15 protein-coding genes and 1 other RNA gene are annotated in these 18,656 nt (G+C 36.3%); 1 reads left to right on the plus strand and 15 read right to left on the minus strand.

Features of this window, described 5'->3' with window-relative positions; translation table 11 throughout:
* Nucleotides 1–74: 74 nt before the first annotated feature.
* From BLQ66_RS05445 to BLQ66_RS05470, 6 genes are all read right to left on the minus strand, one after another.
* On the minus strand, nt 75–1,253 hold the full coding sequence (locus BLQ66_RS05445; protein ID WP_074521289.1) for a galactokinase: 1,179 nt from the start codon (nt 1,251–1,253) through the stop codon (nt 75–77).
* Nucleotides 1,231–3,648 carry an alpha-galactosidase gene (locus tag BLQ66_RS05450; protein ID WP_074521290.1) on the minus strand — a complete coding sequence of 806 codons (2,418 nt, stop codon included), beginning with the start codon at nt 3,646–3,648 and terminating at the stop codon, nt 1,231–1,233. Before BLQ66_RS05450 ends, BLQ66_RS05445 begins: the two co-directional genes overlap by 23 nt.
* A gap of 105 nt (nt 3,649–3,753) precedes the next feature.
* Entirely contained in the window at nt 3,754–5,145 is a 1,392-nt protein-coding gene (locus tag BLQ66_RS05455) for a glycoside-pentoside-hexuronide (GPH):cation symporter (protein ID WP_074521291.1), read from the minus strand.
* Between the two features lie 39 nt (nt 5,146–5,184).
* Nucleotides 5,185–6,699, minus strand: a complete 1,515-nt coding sequence (locus tag BLQ66_RS05460) for a DUF6937 domain-containing protein (protein ID WP_074521292.1) — start codon at nt 6,697–6,699, stop codon at nt 5,185–5,187.
* A gap of 12 nt (nt 6,700–6,711) precedes the next feature.
* Nucleotides 6,712–7,290, minus strand: a complete 579-nt coding sequence (locus BLQ66_RS05465) for a TetR/AcrR family transcriptional regulator (protein ID WP_074521293.1) — start codon at nt 7,288–7,290, stop codon at nt 6,712–6,714.
* Nucleotides 7,291–7,562: 272 nt separating this feature from the next.
* Complete coding sequence (locus BLQ66_RS05470) at nt 7,563–7,985, minus strand: GNAT family N-acetyltransferase (RefSeq protein ID WP_074521294.1); 423 nt, start codon at nt 7,983–7,985, stop codon at nt 7,563–7,565.
* Nucleotides 7,986–8,121: 136 nt separating this feature from the next.
* On the opposite strand from BLQ66_RS05470, the gene BLQ66_RS05475 reads away from it, so the two are divergent.
* Nucleotides 8,122–9,075, plus strand: a complete 954-nt coding sequence (locus tag BLQ66_RS05475) for a pectinesterase family protein (protein ID WP_074521295.1) — start codon at nt 8,122–8,124, stop codon at nt 9,073–9,075.
* Between the two features lie 14 nt (nt 9,076–9,089).
* Here the strand turns inward: BLQ66_RS05475 and BLQ66_RS05480 are convergent, their stop codons facing one another.
* The 9 genes from BLQ66_RS05480 to secG all read right to left on the minus strand — a co-directional run bounded on the left by BLQ66_RS05480 (nt 9,090) and on the right by secG (nt 18,597).
* Nucleotides 9,090–9,836, minus strand: coding sequence for a hypothetical protein (locus BLQ66_RS05480; protein ID WP_074521296.1), 747 nt, complete (start codon nt 9,834–9,836; stop codon nt 9,090–9,092).
* A gap of 21 nt (nt 9,837–9,857) precedes the next feature.
* Nucleotides 9,858–11,579, minus strand: coding sequence for a sensor histidine kinase (locus BLQ66_RS05485; RefSeq protein ID WP_074521297.1), 1,722 nt, complete (start codon nt 11,577–11,579; stop codon nt 9,858–9,860).
* Between the two features lie 42 nt (nt 11,580–11,621).
* Nucleotides 11,622–12,296, minus strand: a complete 675-nt coding sequence (locus BLQ66_RS05490; RefSeq protein ID WP_074521298.1) for a response regulator transcription factor — start codon at nt 12,294–12,296, stop codon at nt 11,622–11,624.
* Between the two features lie 54 nt (nt 12,297–12,350).
* On the minus strand, nt 12,351–13,148 hold the full coding sequence (locus BLQ66_RS05495; RefSeq protein ID WP_074521299.1) for a hypothetical protein: 798 nt from the start codon (nt 13,146–13,148) through the stop codon (nt 12,351–12,353).
* A gap of 330 nt (nt 13,149–13,478) precedes the next feature.
* The gene (locus tag BLQ66_RS05500) at nt 13,479–15,044 is read right to left on the minus strand and encodes a GH25 family lysozyme (RefSeq protein WP_074521300.1); all 1,566 of its coding nucleotides are present in this window, start codon (nt 15,042–15,044) and stop codon (nt 13,479–13,481) included.
* Nucleotides 15,045–15,108: 64 nt separating this feature from the next.
* Nucleotides 15,109–15,450: a transfer-messenger RNA gene (gene ssrA, locus BLQ66_RS05505) on the minus strand.
* Between the two features lie 182 nt (nt 15,451–15,632).
* On the minus strand, nt 15,633–16,112 hold the full coding sequence (smpB, locus tag BLQ66_RS05510) for an SsrA-binding protein SmpB (protein ID WP_074521301.1): 480 nt from the start codon (nt 16,110–16,112) through the stop codon (nt 15,633–15,635).
* Between the two features lie 9 nt (nt 16,113–16,121).
* The gene (gene rnr, locus BLQ66_RS05515; protein ID WP_074521302.1) at nt 16,122–18,272 is read right to left on the minus strand and encodes a ribonuclease R; all 2,151 of its coding nucleotides are present in this window, start codon (nt 18,270–18,272) and stop codon (nt 16,122–16,124) included.
* Between the two features lie 67 nt (nt 18,273–18,339).
* Complete coding sequence (secG, locus tag BLQ66_RS05520) at nt 18,340–18,597, minus strand: preprotein translocase subunit SecG (RefSeq protein WP_143452978.1); 258 nt, start codon at nt 18,595–18,597, stop codon at nt 18,340–18,342.
* Nucleotides 18,598–18,656: the final 59 nt, after the last annotated feature.

Below are 18,656 nucleotides of genomic sequence, written 5' to 3' on the forward strand. Positions count from 1 at the left end.
ATATAGAAAAAAGCCCACCAAAGATGGGCTTTAAGAAGGTATATTTGCAAGGTTTAAACCTATGCAAGCTAAGTTTATCTCAATTCTCTTGGGCCACCGCCTACGTCTAAGGCATAGAAGGAAGCCTCGATTCCTGTTTTCTTAGTATATTCTTTAGATACATTTTCAATAAAAGCATCTACATTCTCGTCCTTGACTAAAGATACGAGACAGCCGCCAAATCCAGCTCCTGTCATTCTTGTACCAATAACGCCCTCCTGCTTACTCTGAGCATCAAAGAGAGTGTCTAGCTCAAGGCCTGTAACCTCGTAATCATCACGAAGTGATAGGTGAGACTGAATCATTAATTGTCCGAATTTTTCAATTTCGTTATTATTAAGCGCCTCCACAGCCTGAATTGTTCTGATATTTTCAGTGACTGCGTGTCTAGCTCTACGATAGTTTACATCTTCTTTTATGAAGTCCTTGTTTCTCTCAAAAGTCTCAAAATCAAGGTCACCTAAAGTTTTAATGTCCTTGCACTCTTCACTTTCCTTAAGCATCTCTAGAGCTGCTTCGCACTCTGCTCTACGCTCGTTATATTTTGAAGAGCCAAGACCTCTTTTCTTATTTGAGCAAGTAATTACAAGCTTTACACCATCAAGCTTAATTGGCACATACTCGTATTCAAGGCTTGCTGTATCAAGATAAATTGCGTGATGCTTCTTACCCATAGCAATGGCAAACTGGTCCATAATGCCGCAGTTGACGCCGCAAAATTCATTTTCAGCCGTCTGACATAACTTGGCAGTTTTAATCTTGCCCATCTTAATGCCGTAGAGCTTAATCATGGAAAAGCAAGTTAAAACCTCGATGGAGGCTGATGAGGAAAGACCTGAAGAGCTTGGTAAATCTCCCCATACAAGCATTTCAAAGCCTGAGGAAAATGCAACTCCACTCTTTTTAATCTGGTCAATAACTCCCTTTGGATAATTTGTCCACCAGTCGCTTTTATTGTATTTTAAATTGTTAATTCGGCTTTCAATAATTCCGTCCTGATCATAATTTAGCGAGAAAAATCTAATCTTAGAATCCTCTCTTTTTCTAATGGCTGCATAAGTTCCAAGAGGAATTGCACATGGGAAAACGTGACCGCCGTTATAGTCTGTGTGCTCTCCAATTAAATTAACTCTTCCTGGAGCAAAGAAAACTCTTACGCCTTCACTATCGCCATAAACTTTAGCGAATTCTTCAAGCATTTTCTTCTTTGTCATAATCATCCTTCTCCTTTAACTCTTCAATAAAGAATATTCTTGAGGCATAATCCTGATAAAAACGTACATCCCCATCAAAACCTGTAGCTGCGTAATTATTGTGTAGCTTAATTGGAGCGTTATTAATAAAGCTTCCACTAAGTACAAAATCTTCCACTTCTCCATCCATTTTCTTGAATTTAGAAATTATCTTATGGATGTTAGAACCTGGTCTAATGTGAATTGGAGATACTGCATTTATCAAATCCCCGAAATGTTTTATGTCATACTTTGCTGGCATATTATAAATGTGATAAAGCTTATTATCATCAAGGCCCGTTAGTCTAAGGGAAGCATTTGGCTGATTAGCAACTGCCTTGTCTTGCATTGTAAAGGCTAGGGCTCGATCCCTTTCCTTTGAAACGCAAATCCACTCAAAGACATGATTATTAAAATCTGTCTCTTCGCCGTTTTTAATTCTTATATAATCTCCAGTAAATATCAAATTTCTAACTGATTTATAGACTTCTATTTCTGTCTTTAAAATCTCAAGCTCCTCATCCTTTAAATCAGATAAGTTAAGCTCTAAGCCTAGCATTGCAAAGCTTGCTACATTAAATCTAGTTTCTAGTAAGGTCTGTCTTAGAGTTTGATGATTTGGACTAGCAGAGATGTGTGCTGCAATTACTGACATAGGATAGCCATAGCTATAGCCTGTCTGAATATTAGCTCTACACCAAGGATCAGTATTATCTGATGCCCAAATCTGGGACATGTAAGATAGAATTCCTAGGTCAAATCTATTGCCCCCTGATGCGCAACCTTCAAATAATACATCTGGGAATTCCTCTACAATTCTTCCTAAAATGTCATATAAACCAAGCACATATCTATGAGCAAATTCCCCTTGATTAGATAGGTTAAAGCCATAATAATCTGTGAAAATGCGGTTCATATCCCACTTTACATACTTAATATTTGCAGAAGATAATAAATCAAAAATTCTAGCAACTAGATAATCTCTTACCTCTTCTATTGTTAGGTTTATGATTCTTTGATTTCTACCCTCAGAGTGCTCAATTCCTGGAATATCTACTGCCCAGTTTGGATGACTTCTGTAAAGATTTGAGTCTACATTTATCATCTCAGGTTCAAGCCAGATACCAAAGTCTAGACCTAAGTCATTGATTTTCCTACAAAGACCTGAAACTCCGTTTGGTAACTTAGTTAGATTTACATCCCAGTCACCAAGTGAGGACTTATCATCGTTTCGATTGCCAAACCAACCATCATCCATAACAAAAAGTTCCACACCGATTTTTTTAGCTTCCTTAGCCATATTAACTAACTTAGTTTCATTAAAGTTAAAATAGCAAGCCTCCCAGCTGTTTAATAAAACCGGACGAACCTTCTTAGCCCAAGTTCTTCTAAGAACGTGTTCTCTAATAAATTCATGGAAGTTATGAGATAGACTATTAAGTCCATTTTTTGCAAATGTCATAACTGCCTCAGGGCTCTCAAATACTTGCTCCGGTTCGATTCTGAAATTGAAATTATTTGGATTTATACCCATTACAAATCTTGCCATACCATAAGCATTTTTCTCAGCGCAAGAATAATGGTTTCCACTATAAATTAGGTTAAAGCCATAGCTCTCTCCTGCAAATTCTGTTGTGTCTCTTTTTTTCAAAATCACAAGAGGATTATTTCTGTTACTAGAGGTTCCTGTAAAGGAAGAATTAACAAGCTTATTCTGACTTAGCTTAGTAAAATTCCTATTCATTTCTCTAATCCAAGCCCCAGTAAAATTAAGCATTTCAAGGTCTTCACCCTCAAGGTCAAGATTTAGAGAAAGGGCTCTATTAACCTCAATAAAAGACTCCTCTTTATTTATAATTTTAATTCTTCTTGTTATACAATCTGTCTCGTAAAACAAGTTATAAATCATCTCAATATAGATATTTCTTTGCTTATCCTTTAAAGTAACAATAAGCTGACTATCACTTGAATGTGCCTCTGGCATCTCTTTTAAGTGTCTATAGCCATTAGTTGCATAGCCTTCAATTAACTCATGACTATCATAGATAAAGTCATTAGAATTTGAACCATCAATATTAGTTAAAATGACCTGACTTTCTCTAATATCACCCTTACCCATTGTAGATAATTCAAGGGCTGTATCTTCAAGAGCTAAATAACTATATTCATTTGAATAGCTAATAGTATTGCCTGCTAGATACTTACTAAAGCCTAGTCTTGCCTTAATAGCATTCTCATCAAATTCTAGCCTAGCACCATAATAAAGATGAAGTAAATGTCCGCTTTCATTTACTGCAAAGGCGTAACTTGTATTGCGACTTTCAATAACAAAAGCTCTATTTACTCTTTGATCTTTAACATCAAATATCTTTATCATCGCAATCCCTCCATTTTCGTTTTAATTAGAAAATGCATCCTAAAGCCGCGGCTTCGGACACATTTTCTAGTAAGATTAGTCCCTCTAAATTAGAATCTAGAAAAACTAAGCATTTAATTTCTTAACCTGCTCATTGATTTCTTCAATCTTTTTATCTGTTAAAATGTACTTCTTCTTAAACCAGAGAAGAGCGATAAATAAACCAATTATAGGAATGATTGTCATTGTTGTTCTAAGGCCAAGTCTTGAGGCAGCTGATACATTTTCACTAAAATCAATAACTGCTTCGGCATCAGTAACTTCTGTTCCGCTCTGTAGGTTATTAAGTGAAAGGCAAATAGATGCAACGAAAGCTGCAATACCTGATGCTAACTTAACTACAAAAGTCTGCATTGAGAAAATAACTGACTCATCTCTTCTACCTGTCTTTAACTGGCCGTAATCAACTGTGTTAGCTAGGAATACTGTTGTAAGTACCTGTAGGATTCCGTTGGCTGCAAAGATGAAGAAACCAGGAATGAAAAGGATAAATACATTTGTCATGCTTGTAAAGGCAATGCAAAGAAGTGATGCATAACCAATAATTGCAAATCCTAAGCAAATATAGAAAATCTTAATGTTACTAAAGAATTTTCTAAGTAATGTGTAAAGGAACATCATTGATAAAATCTGCACAGCTCCGCCAAACATGTTAAAGAGTGTGTAGCTGTAATGCCACTTTGTTCCGCCAAAATCATACTTAAAGAAATAGATAACAAGGTTTGATGTAATATAAACCGCACAGTTAATGAGTACGATTGCAACTACAACTGTCATAGCCTGGTCATTGTTTATAAGTGCCTTAAACATTGTGCCAACAGATGGTGTTTCCATGTCTACACTTGATTTTTCCTTGATTGTAAATACTGTAATTCCAATAAATACTACAAAAAGGATTGCAATAATTAATGCAAGGTACTTAAAACCGACTCTTTCGTTGTTGCCACCAAGGGCATGAACAAGCATCATTGTAAAGATTGTAATGATTGCTGAACCAACGCCTGCGCATGATCTTGCAAGAGTTGTAAGGCCTTCTCTTTCCTTACCACCATTAGTGAAGGCTGGAATCATTGACCAATATGGAATATCCATCATTGTATAAGTTACACCCCAAATTATGTAAAATACTGCGGCATAAGCTGTAAGTCCTGCTCCATCAAGGCTTGGTGGACAAGCAAACATAAAATACAAAATGATTGCGTTAGTAACTGTACCAATTAAAAGCCATAATCTAAAACGACCAAATTTTGACTTTGTCTTTGCAACGATAACTCCCATAATAGGGTCATTAAAGGCATCAAAGATTCTTGCTGCCAATAAAATAACGCCCATTGCAACTGCGCTAACCCCTAATACATCCTGATAGTAATATAAAATATAACTAGCAGATAACATGTAAACCATGTCCTTACCTACGGCTCCTAGACCGTAAGCTAACTTTTCTTTTAAACTAAGCATAAATTTTACCTCCCAGATAAACTATATTTCTCTATCTCTTTACTGCTTATCTCTTAATTCAAAAGCCTTTTTTACTACTTTAATTGCCCCGTCGTATATCTCGGCCTTTTTGTTGGCCTTAATGTTCTCACACATTTCAACTATTGTCTCTCTGTTGTTGATGAACATCTTTATCATCTGTAATGTATGTGGAATGTCCTCACACTCGTAAGTACCATCCCCAATTTCAGCAGAATGAATTGCGCCCCACTTCTCATGACCGCCAACTCTTTTAATAAAGAGCTTTGGTACTGGGTAAAATGATAACTCGCTAGGCTTTGTAACTAAAATATCGCAAGATCTCATTAGGATATTAGTACAATAAACGGCCTCGAAAATATTTTCATGATAAAAACCATGAATTCCAGTTATCTCTTCATTCTCGTCTAATGCCTTATTAGCAAATGTTGTTGTATCTTCCCAGTTATTAAAATGTTCTGTTGCATATTCCTTCATCTCAGGAATCTCTGCAATTAACTCATCCCAAACGTTCTTATAATCGCCAACATTTACATAAAGACAAGCTTTACCTGCCTTAATTGCCTTAAGTAAATACTTAATTATGCTAGCAAAAATCTCTCTTTGAGCCCCTGCTCCACCAATTGTTAGTAAGAATCTAACGGGTTTCTTATTTCTTGCTCGATTAATTCTTTGCTCACAATCCTTCTCAATATTATCTACAAGCTCGTAGTCGATATAGTGGCCTGTATAGCATATATCCTTGCTTGTCATAGTATTCAGTATCTTCTTGCCATTCATGCCATTAAGGTTTCTATAACCTAGTAGGCTTGAATGTGTCTGAACTGTATGTAGGCTTCCTTCAGCTAGGTGAAGGGCCATTGGCCAGTTATCTGGAATGGCATTAACTACATACTTCATACCAGCATGAACTGCTGCCTGTGCTGGCCAAACATGAGTACCTACAAGTGGAATGTCCTTTGGTACATTTTTAAAGACGCTAGTCATAAGCTCAGCATTCTTTTGATCTGAACTGTTATAGCTTATCTTTTTAAAGCCTTCATAGTTCATTGGCTCCCACACCACTCTGTTAAAGAGCTTTGACTTCTGTGAGATTCTTGAACCTAGTGAATATAGCTCATTTTGTGCATTAATAACCTTACCGCCTGTAGTTTGTGTATAGGAATTTAAGTCCATCCAGTATGGTGTGTAGCCCAGTGCGTTAGCTGCTGAAGCTATTGCCATGGAAATTCTATAATGTCCAAAGCCCATACGAATATTGCCCACTATAATTCCTTTTTCCTTATCAAAACCAGAATCTAATCCTGCATTAATTGGATTAAGCCCGTTAGTGCTAGGAGTATTATCTTCTCGTCTAATAATAATGTTCTTTACTCCAAGGCTATCGCCGATATACTTGTTATCCTCAATAGCTAGCTTATAATCTACGTTAGAATCATCACCAAATTTCTTAACATACTTCCTCTTTGAGCCATTAGCAGACTTTATAGTCTTCTTGCTCATCTTATTGCCAAATATAATTTCTGATTTACCCATATTTAATCCCTCTTACTTTATTTCGATTCCTACCATTACTATGCTAATCATCTCTTCAAGTGATTCCTGATAGCTAAGGTCTGTATTGCCTTCATTTCTAATTTTTAAAACTCCTTCAAAACCAGCTTCAACCATGATCTTAAATAATTCCTTATTAACTGGTCTAAGCTTACCTTGCTTAACACCTTCATCAATTAGCTTAAAAGTAGGTTCCCAATCATTGTCAATTCTTAATTTGAACTGTTCATAAATCTTTGGATAGGCTGCAACTGCTTCTGAAACCTTCATCCAATCTAAATTAGTAAATCTGTCTGGAATACAAATAACTGTTCTCTTGAGCTTTTCAACAATATCAAGGTCAGGATCGTTAATGATTCTTGCCTCTTCCTTCTTTACTAAGTCAAAACAATAGTTAATTGCATCAATAACTAATTCACTCTTATCATCCACAATCTTGTAAATAGTCTTCTTACTCATATGAAGTCTCTTAGCGAGCTCGTCCATAGTAAACTTCATACCCTTATTGTTGAATTCCTCAATAGTGGCATCGATAATAGCAATCTTTGTTTTCTTCATTTCGTTAATGTCCATTTTTTTCTCTTCCTTTCCTTTATCAATTTTGCGTTTCTATCCCAGTGCCCTTATTTTATTTATATTCTATTGGGAAACCTCACTTAGTTTTCTAGTTTCCCTGTAAATAAAGAATATCATACATGTTTTATTAATGCAACACATCCTATTATATTTTATCGAAAAATCGTAATAATCATTGTTAAATTTTATGCAAACTGCACAAAAAATCGAGGGCATTTTACTGCCCTCGATTAAAAATCTTCTATATTTGTATAAGTTAATGAGAAACTTTAATCATTTCTTAGATACTGAATCATACCAGGACCTAGTTTGTCTGTTGGTCTTGCTATAAAGCCGTGTCTTTCGTAAAATTTTTCTCTTCCTTTAGCGCACATTAGACATAGCATCATTTGGCTACCCTCAAGCTTAATTGAATCCACATACTCAATCATGGTATTAAGAAGGTAACTGCCTAAATGCTGGCCTTGATACTCTGGCACAATAATTAAGTCCTGAATATAGCTAATTACTGCCATATCAGAAACTATTCTTCCCATGCCTATTGCCCTATCATCGTCAAATACTGTAAATACCTTTTGACAATTATTAATAGCAAGTTTAGCTTGCTCTCTAGTTAATTGTAGCCAACCTACCTGCTCTCTTAAAGCAAGGTATGTGTCTACATCCCTAAAATCTTCAACTATTCTTATCATTTACATTTACTCCATATCAAAAAATCCTACCGCTAAAGTATACTTCTTTTAAGCACTAATGTCTAGACAAATATAGACTATGAGCGTATTCTAGACATAAAGGTTAAACCTAAAAATTAAAAAAAGAGGAAAAAATATGATTACAGTTGATATTAACAACAATGGTGATTTTACTTCCATTCAGGAAGCCATTAACTCCCTTAAGGACACTTCAAAGGGTGTTACAATTTTTATTAAAAATGGAGTCTACAAGGAAAGAGTAGAAATTTTAAAGGACAATGTTAGCTTAATTGGTGAGTCAAGAGACGGCGTTATCATTACTGAGAGCTACTATGCTAACGAGATTTTAGAGGATGGTGTTAAGCGAGGCACTTTTAGATCTTACACTTTCATGGTAAATGCTAACAATTTCCACGCTACTAATATTACTTTTAAAAACGAGGCTGGCTTTGGAAAAATGGTTGGCCAGGCCGTAGCAGTTTACGCTGAAGGGGATAAGATTACATTTAAGAACTGTGCCATGTATGGTCATCAGGATACTTTATTTACAGGTCCACTTCCAAAGGCAGAAAAGCAAGTTGGCGGCTTTACAGGCCCTACAATGGACGCCGAAAGAAGAATTGTTCATCAGTTATATGAGGATTGCTATATTGAAGGTGAAGTTGACTTTATCTTTGGTAGCGCAGTTTGCTATTTTAACCGCTGTACTCTCTACGCTCTTGATAGAAACGAGAAGATTAATAGCTACTACACAGCCCCTTCAACTTACGAAGAATCTAAGTACGGCTATGTCTTTAACAAATGTATCTTAACAGGCAACTGTCCTAAGCATACTGTTTCTTTATCAAGACCTTGGAGAATTTATGCTAAGGCTGTATTTATTGATTGTGAATATTCAGATCAGGTTATTGAGGAAGGTTTCTGTGACTGGAATAAGCCAGAATCTCATGAAACTGTAAATTACTTTGAATATAATGGACATGGCCCTGGATTTACACCATCAAAAAGAGCTGCCTTTTCAAAGCAGCTCAATAATCTTGAAGTTCAAGCCTACACTAAAGAAAAAGTTCTTGGTCCAGACTTTAATTAAATTTTATATAGGTTTTATTTAAGTGTTATGGAACCTAAGCTTTCTCCATCCTTTGTTGCTGTAAGGGTTGAGGAAGCTACGCTTCCTTCTAATTCACTTGGAATCTGGAATAATACAACTGCTGTATAGCTCTCTCCTGCATTGATTGTCACATTTGACAAGGTTAGGAGAGAGTTTTTTAATAGTGTGGCATAGTTTGTATAGCTTGTGCCTGACACCTTTAATTTCATTAATACGCCAGCATTTGTTGTATTAGCAGTAATTGCAGCTGAAGAATTATTTACAATAGTAAATTCCACACCTACAACTACTCTATCTGACTCAGCAGGAACATAGATGGAATCCGGATTTAAAGGATAACTAGATCCTACTGAATATTTACTATAAGTTATGCTACATGAAGTTATACCAAGAGCAGTTGGCAAAGTATCTGAAAGACTTGCTGCTGCCGTAGTTGTAGTAGTTGTGCTTGATGAACCTGAACTAGAGCCTGAACTTAGAGTTGTTGACTCTGTTTCAGTCGTAGTTTTAGAACTAGAGGTCTCAGTCTCTGATTCTGTTGACTTATGATAGCCGTAAAGGGCATCGTATAACTTAGTGTATTTCCACTCATTTTCATAGGAATATCTAAGCATAACTCCAGCCGCATACTGGCTTATAATATCTTCTTGTTCTTCTGTTATTGTTACATCTCCACTACAGCCTTGAATCTGTAAAAAGGCTAATACAGTTATTAGACTTACTAGAATCTTTTTCTTCATGTGGCCCCTCCTTAAGGACTGCTACTTTACGTCACAATCCAAATCAAACCAGAACTCTACTCCATTAGAAACATTCCTAGCTCCATATCCTTTGCCCATAGATGTCATAATAGCCTTTACAATTGAAAGGCCAATTCCGTTACCGCCATACTCTCTAGTTCTTGCCTTATCTACCTTATAGAACTTTTCCCAAATTCTATCAATATCTTCGGCAGGTATTGGATTTCCTGTGTTAAATACGGATACTCTCACATTTTTATCATCAGGTCTTTCTAGTTTGACCCTAATTTCTTTTTCGTTAGCGCAGTGATTAATCGCATTAGTAATATAGTTTGTCACTACCTCTTCGATTTTGTACTCATCACCCCATACGTCTATATTTATATCGGATGATTCGTAAATAATCTTTATGTCATTTTGCTTTGCTCTTAAAGAATTTGCATTAACTACTGACTGTAAAAGATCATTTATATTAAATCTTTCCATTACTAACTCATCATCGCCAAATTCTAGCTGATTGAGGGTTAATAATCTCTTAACCATAACGCTCATTTTATTGGCCTCATCAGTAATTACATCAAGATAAAAATCTCTACTTTCCTTATCGTCTGCAATTCCATCCTTTAAGCCTTCTGCATAACCTTGAATTAAAGCAATTGGTGTTTTTAACTCATGAGATACATTTGATAGGAAATCTGTTCGCATTTTTTCAATCTGCTCCTTCTTATCAATATCTCTTTTAAGTTCTAGGTTAGCTGACTTAAGCCTTGAGATGTTATCCTCTAATTTAGCTGACATGTTATTCATACTATGTCCTAAAAGTCCAACCTCACCCTTATCTTTTCCTGTATATCGCACATTAAAGTCAAGTTCTGACATACGCTCAGAAATATGTGCTAACTGCTTAATTGGCTTTGAAATATAAGCTGAGAAAATAAACACAGCGATTACACCTATAGCTAAAACACTTAGTCCTACGTAGCGAATTAATGTATTGGAAATTTCAATATTATCTTTAATACTCTGGATTGGCAATCTAACAATTATAGAATCTCCGTTATCAAGAGTTCCCCATAATTCAAGATAGTAATCAGCCATGACAGAATCGTAAATCTTCTGTATTGTATAGTTACTGTTTTCCTGCAAAACCTCGCTTGTCTCGCTATCAAACTTATCATAGTTTAGCTTATAGCCTCCATCACCTGAAGATTGATCTTCCTTTTCAGGCGGCTCATTTTTACTTCCTGCATCAGAATTATTCTTATCTCCCTGGTCTGAGCTTCCTGCATCTCCTGCTTCAGAATTCGAACCAGATTTATTCTCTGTATTGTCTTCTGACTGGCTCTCAGCCTCCGTTGCATTCTCACTAGAAGAATCTGTTACATTTTCCAAACCACCAGTAAGAATACTTAGCATAAGTCTTTGAAGGAGTCTGTCATCTCCTGAAGAATTACTTACATAAACTGTAGACCAGCTGCTATCAACCACAAGAGCTGTCATGGCGTTTCCCGAAACATATCCATCAAGCTCTGCCATCATAGTTGACTTAGATATATCTCCATCATCGTATTGAAGCATAATCTCGTTTATCTTGTCATAAGTCTCACTCATGGTCTCCTGCTTGCCACTTATATAGAATTTTTCTGCAAATGCAACATTTATTACAAGCAACAAAACAATCAAGCTTGCAACAATCGCAACTAATAACAGGGTTATTTTAAATCTAATTGAATGTATACCCATTTCTTCTCCTGCCTCTATTTAATATACCGTACTCCGACTGAGTTAAAAATCGAATTTGTAGCCCATGCCCCAAATTGTCTTAATATAATCTCCTTTTTCACCCATCTTCTTACGGAGCTTCTTAACATGGGTATCAATTGTTCTTGCATCACCAAAATAGTCGTAATTCCAAACATTATTAAGGATTTTCTCTCTTGATAATGCAATTCCTTTATTCTCAACAAAGTAAGTCAAAAGCTCAAACTCCTTAAAGCTTAAGTCAATTTCCTCACCATCTATCTTTACAATATGTGCTGCCTTATCAATGACAATGCCGCCAATCTCAACGCTTTCGCTATTATCCACGCCATAAGTTCTTCTAATTATGGCATCTACTCTAGCTGTAAGGATTTTTGGTGAAAATGGCTTGCTGATATATTCGTCAGCGCCTACCTCAAAGCCTTGTAACTCATCCTTTTCTTCGCCCTTTGCTGTAAGCATAATAATTGGCACCTTAGAATCTTTTCTAATTGTTTTGCAAACTTCCCAACCATCCATCTTTGGCATCATAACATCAAGAATAATAAGGGAAATGTCTTTATTCTCATAAAAAACATCAATGGCCTCTTCTCCATCTGCTGCCTCTAAGACTTCGTAGCCTGCCTTAGTTAAGAAATCACTAACTAACTTTCTCATTCTGCTCTCATCATCTACCATTAAGATTCTAACTTTATCCATTAATAAGTCCTCCTAAGTTTATCAATTGTAATCCTCTTCTTAATTTATTATTCTCTACTCTGGTTTTGTAGTTTCGGGCTTGCTTTCATTTTCATTACTAGTATCTAAATCTCTGTTAGCACTTTCGCTCTCGCCCTTAGCCTCGTCTTCATCAGAATAAACGCCCGCCTTAATGGATGCACTTTCTAACTCGTATTGAAGCTTATTTAGGTCAGATTCCTTCTGCTTTAAATAAGCTTCCTTTGATTCTAATTCCTGCGCCCAGCTTGCATATTTATCCTGAATACTAATTTCGTAATTTACGATATTAGTATTGGTTCCAGTATTCACAATAACAAACATAGCTATTATAACTGCAGCAAAAAAACCTATAACAATTAGGCTTTTTATATATTTATTGCGGTACTTTGCAACTAAAATGGTAAGCTCATGAATTTCTGACTTGTGCATTACCTTCTCTCTTCGCCTGTCTATCTCAGCCTGAGTATCACTCTTAATAGGAATTGGCCTAATTCTATCATTTGGAATACTTGGACTTTGATACAGGAACTGCTGCAAATTCTTTAGGTAGCTTATACCTAAAGAGGTTGTAAATAGCTGTCTGTCAATTATTTTATTGTAAAGAATAAACACCTGCTTTGGATCTTTTGAGTCCGTCTTTGATGACAAATACTTTATAGCTGCCATCTCGTCTTTAGCTGCCTCAGCCTCTTGACTTGTCTTAAAATTATAACCGCCAACTACAAAGGCTTTCTCCTTCTTTTCCTTGGCTTTATTATAATTGTCACTGGCCTTTTTTCTGGCTTTTCTTAACTCTTCATCCTCAGCGCTAATCTCTTTTTCTTCAGCCATATTTTGCCCCTCATATAATAAAATTTATATATTTTCACGTTAATAACTAATTTTATTTTATCATTACGGACATAAAATGGCAAATAGTTCAATAAGATTATCAATTGTATTCTAGTATAAACTTGTGTATTTCATGTGTATTCACGGAATTTTCTTACATTTGTAAAGCGGACATTCGGAATCCGCTTCGCTACTTACCTATGAACGCAGTGGCACTTTGTGTCACCTGTCAGAAGGGGCTTTAACCCCTTCTGACACTAGTAAGCTTTATACCCCCGCTTAAAGCTTACGCTTTTGAAGCGGGGGATTGCTTACACTGCGTTCAAAAGCTTATACAGCTGTTAAATAGCTTGTTACACAATAGTAGATTTCTCCATTATAAATCACCTGAGCCCAGCCATAAGTTGATGTTGCAACTACTACTAGATTGGTACCGTTTTTTATGCTTGTTGCTACATTGTCTTCATCCTGCTCAGGATAAGTTCTTAAATTTATCTCCTCCTTAGCTGTAGCTGTATAGCTTGTACAAAGGCTAAAGCTAAGCAAAGTTCCGTCTGCCCTTGTATAAGACACTGGCAAGTTATAGGTTACAGAGTCAACAGTTACAGCAGTTGTTGTTGATGAAAATGTACCGCCTGTGCTAGTTTCACTAGTTGTATCTGAGCTTGTACTTGTAGTTTCTGTTGTGCTTGACGAGCTTGAACTACTAGTAGAGCTTGAAGAACTAGAGCTGCTTGAACTTGTTGATGAACTAGACGAACTTGAACTGCTTGAACTTGTTGATGAGCTAGATGAACTTGTTGTTTCTGTGTCTGAAGATACAGTAGAACCTGACTTTGTTAGGTAATAACAAACATCTAAATCCACACTACCTGAAATTCCACTTACAGAACCCGAACTTGTAAACTGCCAGAAGCTATAAGCTCCAGAATATGATGGATTAGTAATGTCTGGATAAACTCCAGCATCTAAATACTGAGCTACCCAAACCTTATAGCTTGCTGAAATTGTAGAGGCATTTAGGTAGTTCTTTAAACTATAGGCATTACTATAAAAAATTGCTGTGTAACCAGAACTTGAAATCTTATTTAAAAAGGCCATAGCATTAGCTGTTCTTTGGCTTGTAGAAAGGCCGTAAATTCGACTAGAATCGTTTGTAAATCCTTCATAGTCAAATGCTATGCCTAAGTTAATTGAGACGCCGTATTCGCTTAATTTAGCAAGTACCCAGTTTGCCTCTTCAACAGCTTCGTCTTCAGTAGTTGCTGTAGAATAAAAATACACACCTACCTTAAGGCCATTTGCAAGAGCCTGCTTAATATTATATTCAGCATATGGATCCTCACAAACTACACCAGTAGCTGTTGTTCTATATCCAATTCTTATAATGGCAAAATCAATTCCTGCACTAGCAACACTAGACCAGTCAATAGAGCCCTGCCACTTTGAAACATCTACACCTACTGCATAGGCTGAAGCTGCATAGGCACTTGAAGTTGCTGTTGTTGCAGTTGCAGTTCCTGTTTCAGACACCGACTGACTCTCTGGATCTTCGCTAGTATCATTAGCGATTTCTTCAAGTTCCTCGCTTGTATACTTTGCATTATTAGTTACAATCTTAGCGCTATCCACAACTTCAGTTGACTCCTCAGTTGACTCACTTGTAGACTCATCACTTGTCTCCTCGCTTGATTCAACAGTTTCATCAGTGGAAGCTAAATCCTCAGTAGTTTCTGCCTGCACTTCCTTTGTAGTATTAGTGATATTATTTATTGCTACTACAGTTCCCGTAGTTACTGCGCCTACGGCTACTACAGAAGAAACTGCGCCAATGACAACATTTTTCATACCAAATCTTAGAATAAGCTTGGCTATCTGTCCTTTTAAAAAATCCATATTATCTCCTTTTTAGGCAAAAAAATAAGTGCTAACTTACTAGCACTTATCCTTCATCCAAACAAAATGGAACTGAGGGGAGTCGAACCCCTGTCCGAAAACCCATTCACTGTTCTTCTACTATCATAGTTAACTATAGTTTCATTTCCTTACTAACCGGCAAGTTAACGCGCCAACTAGCTTAGTAGCTTCATAATACGCCCATTAGCCTCAAAGCTTTGGCTAAGTCGTTTCCTACTGATACGAAGCCTGGGTCCTTGTGCGTAGGTTCACTAGGTCAGACTGCTGCCATTAGGCAGCGATTGCTAAATTTTCTTCAGCGTTTATATTTAATTTGGAATTTAACGCATCACCCTGCGGATAGCTTCACCAGCTTCAAAATCCCCGTCGAAACCTTTACAGCCCCGGAATTTATACTAGTAAATTATTAAAAACCTCTCCCGTCTCTAATAATGGTCTATTGACCATAACTAGCATAAAAATATTAGCATTCAAAACTGCCTCTGTCAAGGAATTCACAGTAGTTTCACACTTATTGAAAGCTTAAAACTACTGTCCTAGAATCTTAATCTCCCAAAATCTAGGCTCCTAGAATCTTAAGTTTCTATTCTTTAATTCCTTTTGAGCCTGTCTTTCCTGATCTCTCTTTGCAATAGACTCACGCTTATCGTAATTCTTCTTACCTCTTGCAAGACCAATCTCAATCTTTACCTTGCCCTGCTTAAAGTAAACCTGCAAAGGCACTAAAGTATAGCCCTTTGTAGCAATCTGACCTGAAAGCTTGCTTATCTCATTCTTGTGTAGCAAGAGCTTCTTTGGTCTTAAAGGATCTTTATTGAAAATGTTACCCTTCTCGTAAGGTGTAATATTCATATTAATGGCAAAAACCTCGCCATTTTGAATCTGGATATAGGACTCCTTAATGGAACACTTGCCCTGTCTTAAAGACTTAACCTCTGTTCCATGTAGTACTAAACCAGCCTCAATCTTTTCCTCTATAAAGTAGTCATAGTAAGCTTTTTTATTATTAGCCACAAGTCTATTACTGCTTTCACTAGACTTTCCCATATATAACTCCTATCTTTTTATTTCATCCTCGTAGCAATCCTCAAGGAATTTAAAATCGATATTCTTTAATAATTTATCTGTAGCAATTACAACTACTGAAACCTTCTGTCCTAATTTATAAGTCTTATTAGTAGTCTGTTCTACCATTTCATAATGATTCTCATCATAAATGTAATAGCCATTCATGTTATTAAGAGAGACCATGCCTTCAATAGTGTTAGGTAATTCAACGTAAATACCCCAAGATGTAACTCCTGAAATAACACCTTCAAAGACTTCTCCAATGTGGTCTTGCATGTATTCACACATCTTAATCTTATCTGTGTCACGCTCAGCCTCATCAGCTCTTCTTTCTGTATTAGAAGTCTGAATAGCCACCTCGCCTAAGATTCTATCGTAATGGTCAATTCTCTTCTTGTTTAAGCCACCTCTTAGATTCTCCTTAATGATTCTATGAATCTGTAAATCAGGATATCTTCTAATTGGTGATGTAAAATGACAATAATACTTAGCTGCCAAACCAAAGTGTCCAATACACTCAGTTGTATATCTAGCCTTCTTCATAGAACGAAGTGTAAGTCGAGAAATAAGAGTTTCCTCTTCACTACCTTCAATCTTGGCTAGTAGCTTCTGAATCTCCTTTGGATGAACCTCTTCTGAAACTCTAAGAGAGTGACCAAAGTTATTAATGAAAGTTGATAACTTCATAATACGCTCTGGATCTGGATTCTCATGAGTTCTATAAAGGAATGGTAATTCCTGCCAGAAGAAATCCTCAGCCACAGTTTCATTAGCAATAAGCATGAAATCTTCAATAATCTTATTAGCTGTAGTTCTCTCGTAAGGACTAACCTTAATTGGATGTCCCTTCTCATCAAGTTCAATCTTAGATTCAGGGAAATCAAAATCAATAGAACCTCTACTAAATCTCTTCTTACGAAGAAGTCCTGCACATTCCTCCATAAGGAAGAACATATCTACTAAATCGGCATACTTCTTTGTTTCCTCTTCATCCTTATCTAAAATGATCTTCTTAACGGAAGTATAACTCATTCTTCTATCAACATTAATAAGTGTTTCGCAAATGCGATGTCCCACTACATTACCCTTAGAATCAATGTCCATAAGACAAGAAAGAGCTAATCTATCCTCGCCCTGATTAAGGGAACAAATACCATTAGATAACTTATGTGGAATCATTGGAATAACTCTATCTACAAGATAAACGGAAGTACCTCTTTTAAGGGCTTCCTTATCAAGTGACGAGCCTTCTGTTACATAGTGACTTACATCTGCAATATGAACGCCAAGCTTATAAATATCGCCTTCCTTAGATAAAGTAATAGCATCATCTAAGTCCTTAGCGTCCTCACCATCTATAGTTACAGTAGTTAGATTTCTTAAATCTACTCTACCAGCCTTGTCTTTCTCATCTACAAAATCAGGAATATTCTTTAATTCCTTCTTAACCTCCTCAGGGAATTCCATTGGAAGGTCGTATCCACGAATAACTGACATAATATCTGTTCCTGGATCATTAATATGACCAATAACTTCAACTATGCGTCCCTCAGGACTTTTACCTGGCTTACCGTAATTAAGAATCTTAGCAACAACCTTGCTACCTTCTACGGCGCCATTACTATATTCCTTTGATATAAAAAGGTCTACTGAAATCTTATTATTATCAGGTACTACAAAGCCGAAATTCTTGCTCTTCTGATATGTACCTACAATCTGTGTGATTCCGTGCTCAACAATACCTACAATCTTACCTTCAGCATGTCTGTCGCCCTTCTTCTCACTTGTAATAACAAGCTTAACCTTGTCCATATGGAAGGCATTAAGTGTATCTGAAGACTTTATGAAAATGTCGTCTTCTCTGCCCTCTATAGTTACAAAGCCGAAACCTCTATTGGTCATTGTAAATGTACCTATCAACGCTACATTCTCCGCCTTAATATACTTGCCCTTCTTAGTAACTCCAATTCTGCCCTGGCTTACTAAGGAATCTAGTACCTCCTGTAAAAGATATCTCTCTTCCTTAGGAACATTAAGTAAAATAGCTATTTCTTTAGTTTTCATTGGAACATAGAATTCATTACGAACAATTAAGTCCTCAAGCATGTCTTCACGTTCTTTAAAAATTTCGTCTTTCATATATACCTCTAAATTCGATTAGTAGATAAAAAGCACTCTTAAGATTAACTTAAGAGTGCTAAATAATCTAAAAATTAATGTTTAATACTACTGCAATAAGAATAAATGCAATAACAAGGATTCTTGTGATTAAAACAAGCTTGCCTTCCATTGAACGAGCCTTATTCTTACCCCAATATGTATCGGCCACACCGCTGATTGTACCTGACAAACCGCTGTGCTTACTTTCCTGCATAAGTACTAAAATTGTAAGTGCAATTCCTACTAAAATAAAGATACCCATCAAGAAAATTCTAATTGTATCAGCCCATGACATACCAAACATCTATAACACCTCCTAGCTGATTAAGTCAGCAACGAGTTTATTCTATCATAATAAAAGTT

It is taken from the genome of Lachnospira pectinoschiza (assembly GCF_900103815.1).
Taxonomy (GTDB): Bacteria; Bacillota; Clostridia; order Lachnospirales; family Lachnospiraceae; genus Lachnospira; species Lachnospira pectinoschiza_B.

What these genes read in the sequence shown, in the direction of transcription:
- BLQ66_RS05445 (WP_074521289.1), bottom strand. Translation starts at nt 1,253, where the DNA reads ATGACAAAGAAGAAAATGCTTGAAGAATTCGCTAAAGTTTATGGCGAT.
- BLQ66_RS05450 (WP_074521290.1), bottom strand. Translation starts at nt 3,648, where the DNA reads ATGATAAAGATATTTGATGTTAAAGATCAAAGAGTAAATAGAGCTTTT.
- BLQ66_RS05455 (WP_074521291.1), bottom strand. Translation starts at nt 5,145, where the DNA reads ATGCTTAGTTTAAAAGAAAAGTTAGCTTACGGTCTAGGAGCCGTAGGT.
- BLQ66_RS05460 (WP_074521292.1), bottom strand. Translation starts at nt 6,699, where the DNA reads ATGGGTAAATCAGAAATTATATTTGGCAATAAGATGAGCAAGAAGACT.
- BLQ66_RS05465 (WP_074521293.1), bottom strand. Translation starts at nt 7,290, where the DNA reads ATGGACATTAACGAAATGAAGAAAACAAAGATTGCTATTATCGATGCC.
- BLQ66_RS05470 (WP_074521294.1), bottom strand. Translation starts at nt 7,985, where the DNA reads ATGATAAGAATAGTTGAAGATTTTAGGGATGTAGACACATACCTTGCT.
- BLQ66_RS05475 (WP_074521295.1), top strand. Translation starts at nt 8,122, where the DNA reads ATGATTACAGTTGATATTAACAACAATGGTGATTTTACTTCCATTCAG.
- BLQ66_RS05480 (WP_074521296.1), bottom strand. Translation starts at nt 9,836, where the DNA reads ATGAAGAAAAAGATTCTAGTAAGTCTAATAACTGTATTAGCCTTTTTA.
- BLQ66_RS05485 (WP_074521297.1), bottom strand. Translation starts at nt 11,579, where the DNA reads ATGGGTATACATTCAATTAGATTTAAAATAACCCTGTTATTAGTTGCG.
- BLQ66_RS05490 (WP_074521298.1), bottom strand. Translation starts at nt 12,296, where the DNA reads ATGGATAAAGTTAGAATCTTAATGGTAGATGATGAGAGCAGAATGAGA.
- BLQ66_RS05495 (WP_074521299.1), bottom strand. Translation starts at nt 13,148, where the DNA reads ATGGCTGAAGAAAAAGAGATTAGCGCTGAGGATGAAGAGTTAAGAAAA.
- BLQ66_RS05500 (WP_074521300.1), bottom strand. Translation starts at nt 15,044, where the DNA reads ATGGATTTTTTAAAAGGACAGATAGCCAAGCTTATTCTAAGATTTGGT.
- smpB (WP_074521301.1), bottom strand. Translation starts at nt 16,112, where the DNA reads ATGGGAAAGTCTAGTGAAAGCAGTAATAGACTTGTGGCTAATAATAAA.
- rnr (WP_074521302.1), bottom strand. Translation starts at nt 18,272, where the DNA reads ATGAAAGACGAAATTTTTAAAGAACGTGAAGACATGCTTGAGGACTTA.
- secG (WP_143452978.1), bottom strand. Translation starts at nt 18,597, where the DNA reads ATGTTTGGTATGTCATGGGCTGATACAATTAGAATTTTCTTGATGGGT.